Annotated in this window: 3 protein-coding genes; all 3 read left to right on the top strand. The window is 36.2% G+C overall.

Features of this window, described 5'->3' with window-relative positions; all coding sequences use genetic code 11:
• The first annotated feature begins 28 nt into the window (after nt 1-28).
• Genes JGH11_RS18840 through JGH11_RS18830 form a run of 3 tightly spaced genes read left to right on the top strand, consistent with a single transcriptional unit; the run spans nt 29 to nt 5,210 of the window.
• Nucleotides 29-2,890, top strand: a complete 2,862-nt coding sequence (locus tag JGH11_RS18840) for a SusC/RagA family TonB-linked outer membrane protein (RefSeq protein WP_201114376.1) — start codon at nt 29-31, stop codon at nt 2,888-2,890.
• A gap of 13 nt (nt 2,891-2,903) precedes the next feature.
• Nucleotides 2,904-4,595: a RagB/SusD family nutrient uptake outer membrane protein gene (locus JGH11_RS18835; protein WP_201114375.1), complete on the top strand. Its 1,692-nt coding sequence runs from the start codon at nt 2,904-2,906 to the stop codon at nt 4,593-4,595.
• A gap of 12 nt (nt 4,596-4,607) precedes the next feature.
• Entirely contained in the window at nt 4,608-5,210 is a 603-nt protein-coding gene (locus JGH11_RS18830; protein WP_201114374.1) for a hypothetical protein, read from the top strand.
• The last annotated feature ends 22 nt before the right edge of the window (nt 5,211-5,232 follow it).

Genomic DNA, 5,232 nt, shown 5'->3' with positions numbered 1-5,232 from the left:
ATCTTATAGATAATAAAAAAGAGAGATTATGAATAGACAATATAATATCCGAAAATTATTTATTGGGGGATTGCTTATGGTAATCACATTTAATGTTATGGCTCAAGACTTAATATCTGGAGACACAATCAAGATTACAAAGCAAAATATTATGCTTGGACGTTTGTTTAGCACCGATAAGTATAGCAATACCAGTGCCTCAGTAACAATCTCGGGTGATAAGTTAAACAAAACAGTGAATCCTAACTTAATGAATACTATGGCAGGTCAATTACCGGGGCTTTCGATACGTCAAAGTAATGGTATTCCAGGAAGTGATAATGCAGGGTGGCTTATTAGAGGTATTGGCAGCTATGGATTTGGACGAGAAAGTGAAAGTAAACTTTTTGTGGATGGTTTTGAAGTAAATGCCGAATATCTGGCATATCTTACATCTGCTGAAATAGAGAGTGTGACTGTATTAAAAGATGCGGCTTCACTAGCTGTTTTTGGAATGCGAGGGTCAAATGGAGTTATCTGGATCGAAACTAAAAGAGGCAAGGTTGCTAAACCAACAGTGACAATTCAATTAAGAGGTAGTTTGCAACAAGCTGTAAACATCAATAAACCTCTAAATTCTTATGACTATGGAGTTCTATATAATCAAGCAATAAGTAATGATAATGGTGCTTGGACTCCCGGATACACTGATGGAGAGTTGAATGATTATAAGAATGGAACATTACCTAATGTCGATTGGTATGATGAAGTACTGAAAAAGAATGCAAGTTACTTGGATGCTAATATATCCTTTAATGGTGGTAACAGAATTGCCAGATACAATATTGTACTCGATTACTTTAATCAGCAAGGATTATTGAATACTGGTGATAGTAAAGATGTATCTAACGCCAAGATGGATAGGTTTAATCTAAGAACCAATTTCGATTTTAACATGTTCGATATCTTTGAAGCAAAAATAGACCTGGGAGGACGTATTGAAAACAGTAAACAGCCAAATTATGATATAAATGCACTGATGAACGATTTGGCTAGTTATCCATCTAATATATACAACCCTTACGATAACGAAGAAGATGAACATTTCTCAGGAACGACATTATATCCTAACAATCCATTGGGTTCAATCAAGGGCCTGGGCTGGAGGTCTTCTCGACTACGAATATTGCAAGGAAACTTTGCTCTGAAAGAAAAACTGGATTTCCTTACAGAAGGCCTATATATGCAACAAGCATTCTCTTTCTATTCCAGAACGATAAGTACCTATAATAAAACAAAGAATTATGCAAGGTATATGAATGGAGAAACCACGACAACAGATGAAACTACTTCGATGGTTGCAGGTGGTTATGGATCTGGAGGTATGAATGACTGGAAACAGGCTGTTATTACTCTTGGCTATTCGCATGAATTTGATAAGCATGCTATTAATTCTGCTGTTAATTTCCACTTGTCGGATTACAAAGGTGATGGACGATTTGGTTACAAATACCATTATCTGAACTATAATGGGAGGATCAACTATGTATACGACAACAAATACGCTGCTGAATTTGGAGCATCTTATTTCGGAAGCGATTCTTATGCTCCGGGAAATAGATGGGGCTTCTATCCTGCTGTTTCACTTGGATGGACTATCTCGAATGAAGATTTTTTGAAGTCAAACAATGTAGTTAACTTCCTTAAATTTAGAGCCTCTGCCGGAAAAACAGGAGGAGCAGACTCAGGCGAGAGTTTATCTACTTTTGCATCCAACGGGCGTTTCCTATATCAACAGTACTATTACTATACAGGAGGATTTAATACAGGAAATAATACTCCTTATAAATGGAATAGTGGATTAGTGCCTATGTTTATGGCAAATAAAGACGCTTTTGCAGAAAAGAGTATGAAGTATAATGTTGGGTTTGACCTCAATATATTCAAAAAACTGGACTTTACCGTAGATATGTTTTTAGACAAGCGAAGCGATATTCTGACAATCAACCAGACTAATATGAGTTATTATGGAAAAAATTATTACCAAAGCAACATTGGTAAAATGACCAATAAAGGTTTTGAGGCAAATGTCTCTTATACAGATAAATTAGATAAGGTTGATTATACCATATTCGGAATTGCTTCTTATGCAAAAAATAAGATCGATTATTACGGAGAAGTACCAACAGCTTATTCATATAATGCTCGTACAGGACGTTCCTATGGTTCTATTATGGGGCTTGTATCCGATGGCTTCTATCAATTAAATGATTTCAATGCAGATGGATCACTCAAAGATGGAGTTGCAATATCCTCTTATGGCAACACACAACCAGGAGATCTGAAATATAAGGACTTGAATAATGATGGCTATATAGACGATACAGATATTACAAAAATCGGAGACCCTGACTATCCACAATTGACATATAGTTTTGGAGGACAAGTTCGTTTTAATGGATTTGATTTTAATATAATGTTTCGTGGAGGATACAAGAGCTCTGTAAACTTGATGGATTATAAAAACCAATTTGTAGCCTTTATGGATAACAACAATGCCTATAAGGTTGCGAAAGGTGCATGGGCTTATTTTCCCGAACAAGGAATAGATACCAGAGCTAATGCGACTTATCCTCGTCTTACTACTGTAAATAATACCAACAACTATGTGAACAGTTCATTTTGGGTTAAGAATAATGACTTCTTACGTATCCAATATGTAGAATTGGGTTATAATTTTAGCCATAAACTTATTAAAACTAATGGTATAAAAAATCTAAGATTATTTTTCAATGCGACTAATCCAATGACATGGAGCAAAGTCTTGAAGGAATACGATATGGATCCAGAATCATATTATGGTTATCCTGCCCTAAAAACATTTACTGTAGGATTTTCATTAACTCTCTAATTAAATAAGAACTATGACTTCAATAAGATACATATATAGAATCATAATATTAACATCTGTCATATTTTTAGTAACAGGATGTGATTTCTTGGAAACGAAGATAGATACAGATATGACGCCGGAAGCTGTTGAGACTAACAGAGGTACATTGTGGAGTTTTGCTAATGCAATGTATTCACCTATGAGTTCCGGCTTTGTAGCTTTGGATGGAAACTTTTTTGCAGCAGCATCAGATGAGGCTCAAAGAACACAGGAGAGTGGAAATGCTTTCATCTTCAATAGAGGAATTTTAAGTCCCGATAATGTTGAGATAGCCACATCCTATATTTATCAAAATTGTTATGAAGGAATTCGTGCAGCAAACTTCTTTCTGGATTTTGCCGAAAACGGAGAGGCTCTTCTGGCTCTCAATCGAGATATCGAAAGAGACAAGATCAATTATGAAAGAGATTTAAGAAATTTGGCATGGTTTCGGGCAGAGGCTCATATACTCAAAGCATATTATTATTCAGAATTAATTAAACGCTTTGGAGGTGTTGTAATTGTAGAAACAACAATAGAAAAAGACCCTAATCCGGGGAAAATAGCTCGTTCATCTTATGATGAAGTTGTAACCTATATTGTTAATCTGATAGATACATATAAAGAAAGTTTGCAAGTGAGCTGGAAAGATCATCCTGACAATATTTCGACTAATGATGGACGCTTTGAACTCAAATCGGCTTTAGCTCTTAAAGCAAGAGTTTTGCTTTATGCAGCAAGCCCCTTAAACAACTCTTCGAACGATAAAACTAAGTGGGAGAAGGCAGCAAAAGCAGCTCATGATGTAATTGCAGAAATGCAATATACTATGCCTGAAAACCGAAACTACGGAAATTATTTTGTAGGAAATAATGCAACCGGCAGTAAAGAAAGTATTCTTTTGAGACGCGATGGTACATCTAATACTATCGAAAAGGCAAATTATCCAATCACCTTTCCGGGAGGTAACAGTGGGGTAACACCAACTGAAAATCTTGTGTCGAGCTATGAATACATAGGTGCAAAAGATCCGGTGGATCCTTATAAGAATAGAGATCCTCGTTTGGCAGCAACAGTTGTTTACAATGGCAGTATGTGGAATGGGCGTCAGATAGACCAATCTCCGGGTGGTGAAGATGATATGAAAATAGCTAATACAAGTAAAACCGGATATTATACCAAAAAGTTTCTAAAAGAGGGATTGAACCTGATACAAGGAGGAACAGAGGTACATGTTTTCCCTATTTTTAGATATGCGGAAGTATTACTTAATTATGCAGAAGCAATGAATCAGGCATATGGCCCGGATGCGATACCTTCCGGATATACTATGTCTGCCAGACAAGCTCTAATGCAAGTAAGAAAGAGTGCAAGTACATCCTTGTCTTCTGTTGTAACCACAAGTCCTGAAGAATTTCTTAAAGCAGTGAAGCACGAACGCCGAGTCGAACTTGCTTTTGAAGATCATCGCTATTGGGATCTTTTGCGTTGGAAAGATGCAGAAGATGTACTAAACAAGCCTATAAAAGGAGTAGTTATCACCAAAGATGAGAATGGTATATATAGTTATCAAACAGTTGATGTTGCAAAAAGAGTATTCCATAAAAGAAACTACTTAATGCCATTTTCCAGAGCTGAGATTGTTAACTCAGAGAATATTCTGAAACAAAATGAAGGTTACTAAAATTGATTGATTATGAGAAATATTATTAAAAATACAATGTTATTAGGATCCTTATTCCTGATGTTAACATTTAGCTTCATCGCTTGTACCGAGGGCGATGGTGATAAAGATTATGGTTTGAGCTACATATATATGCCTCAAGCCACTAGTACAGGAGGATTAAACAATAACTACCTAGTGCCTTTAGGGGGAGGAGAATATACGTATAATTTTAAGGTATCTGAAGATAAGACGCAATTACAGGTAATTCTAGGAGTCTTAAGATCGGGTAGTATGACGGGCTTTGCCTATACCGTTGATATCGTTTCGCAAGCAGATTTGGCCACTCAGGTCGTAGAATCGGGAGAAATCAAAGATGCAATGGTTCTACCTCAAAGTTTTTATAGTCTACCCCAAAGTATTTCAGTAACAGGTAATAACAATGGAGGTACATTTTATATGTCAGTCTCTATGGATGCATTGAAGCAAGAAGCTCTAGTTGGCAAAAAGCTAGTAATGGCTGTTGCAATATCAAATCCTACTGCATACGAGCTGAGTCCTGTTAATACAAATACTGTAGTCGTTATAGATGTAGATGCTATTTTGAATATCATCAATAATTTAGGACAGAACTAAAAGAAAAATGGCGGTGCTAAAC

The sequence above is a fragment of the Dysgonomonas sp. Marseille-P4677 genome, from assembly GCF_016652235.1.
GTDB lineage: Bacteria > Bacteroidota > Bacteroidia > Bacteroidales > Dysgonomonadaceae > Dysgonomonas.
The sequence above is the reverse complement of the archived record's forward strand: the minus strand, read 5'-3'. Positions and strand labels throughout refer to the sequence as shown.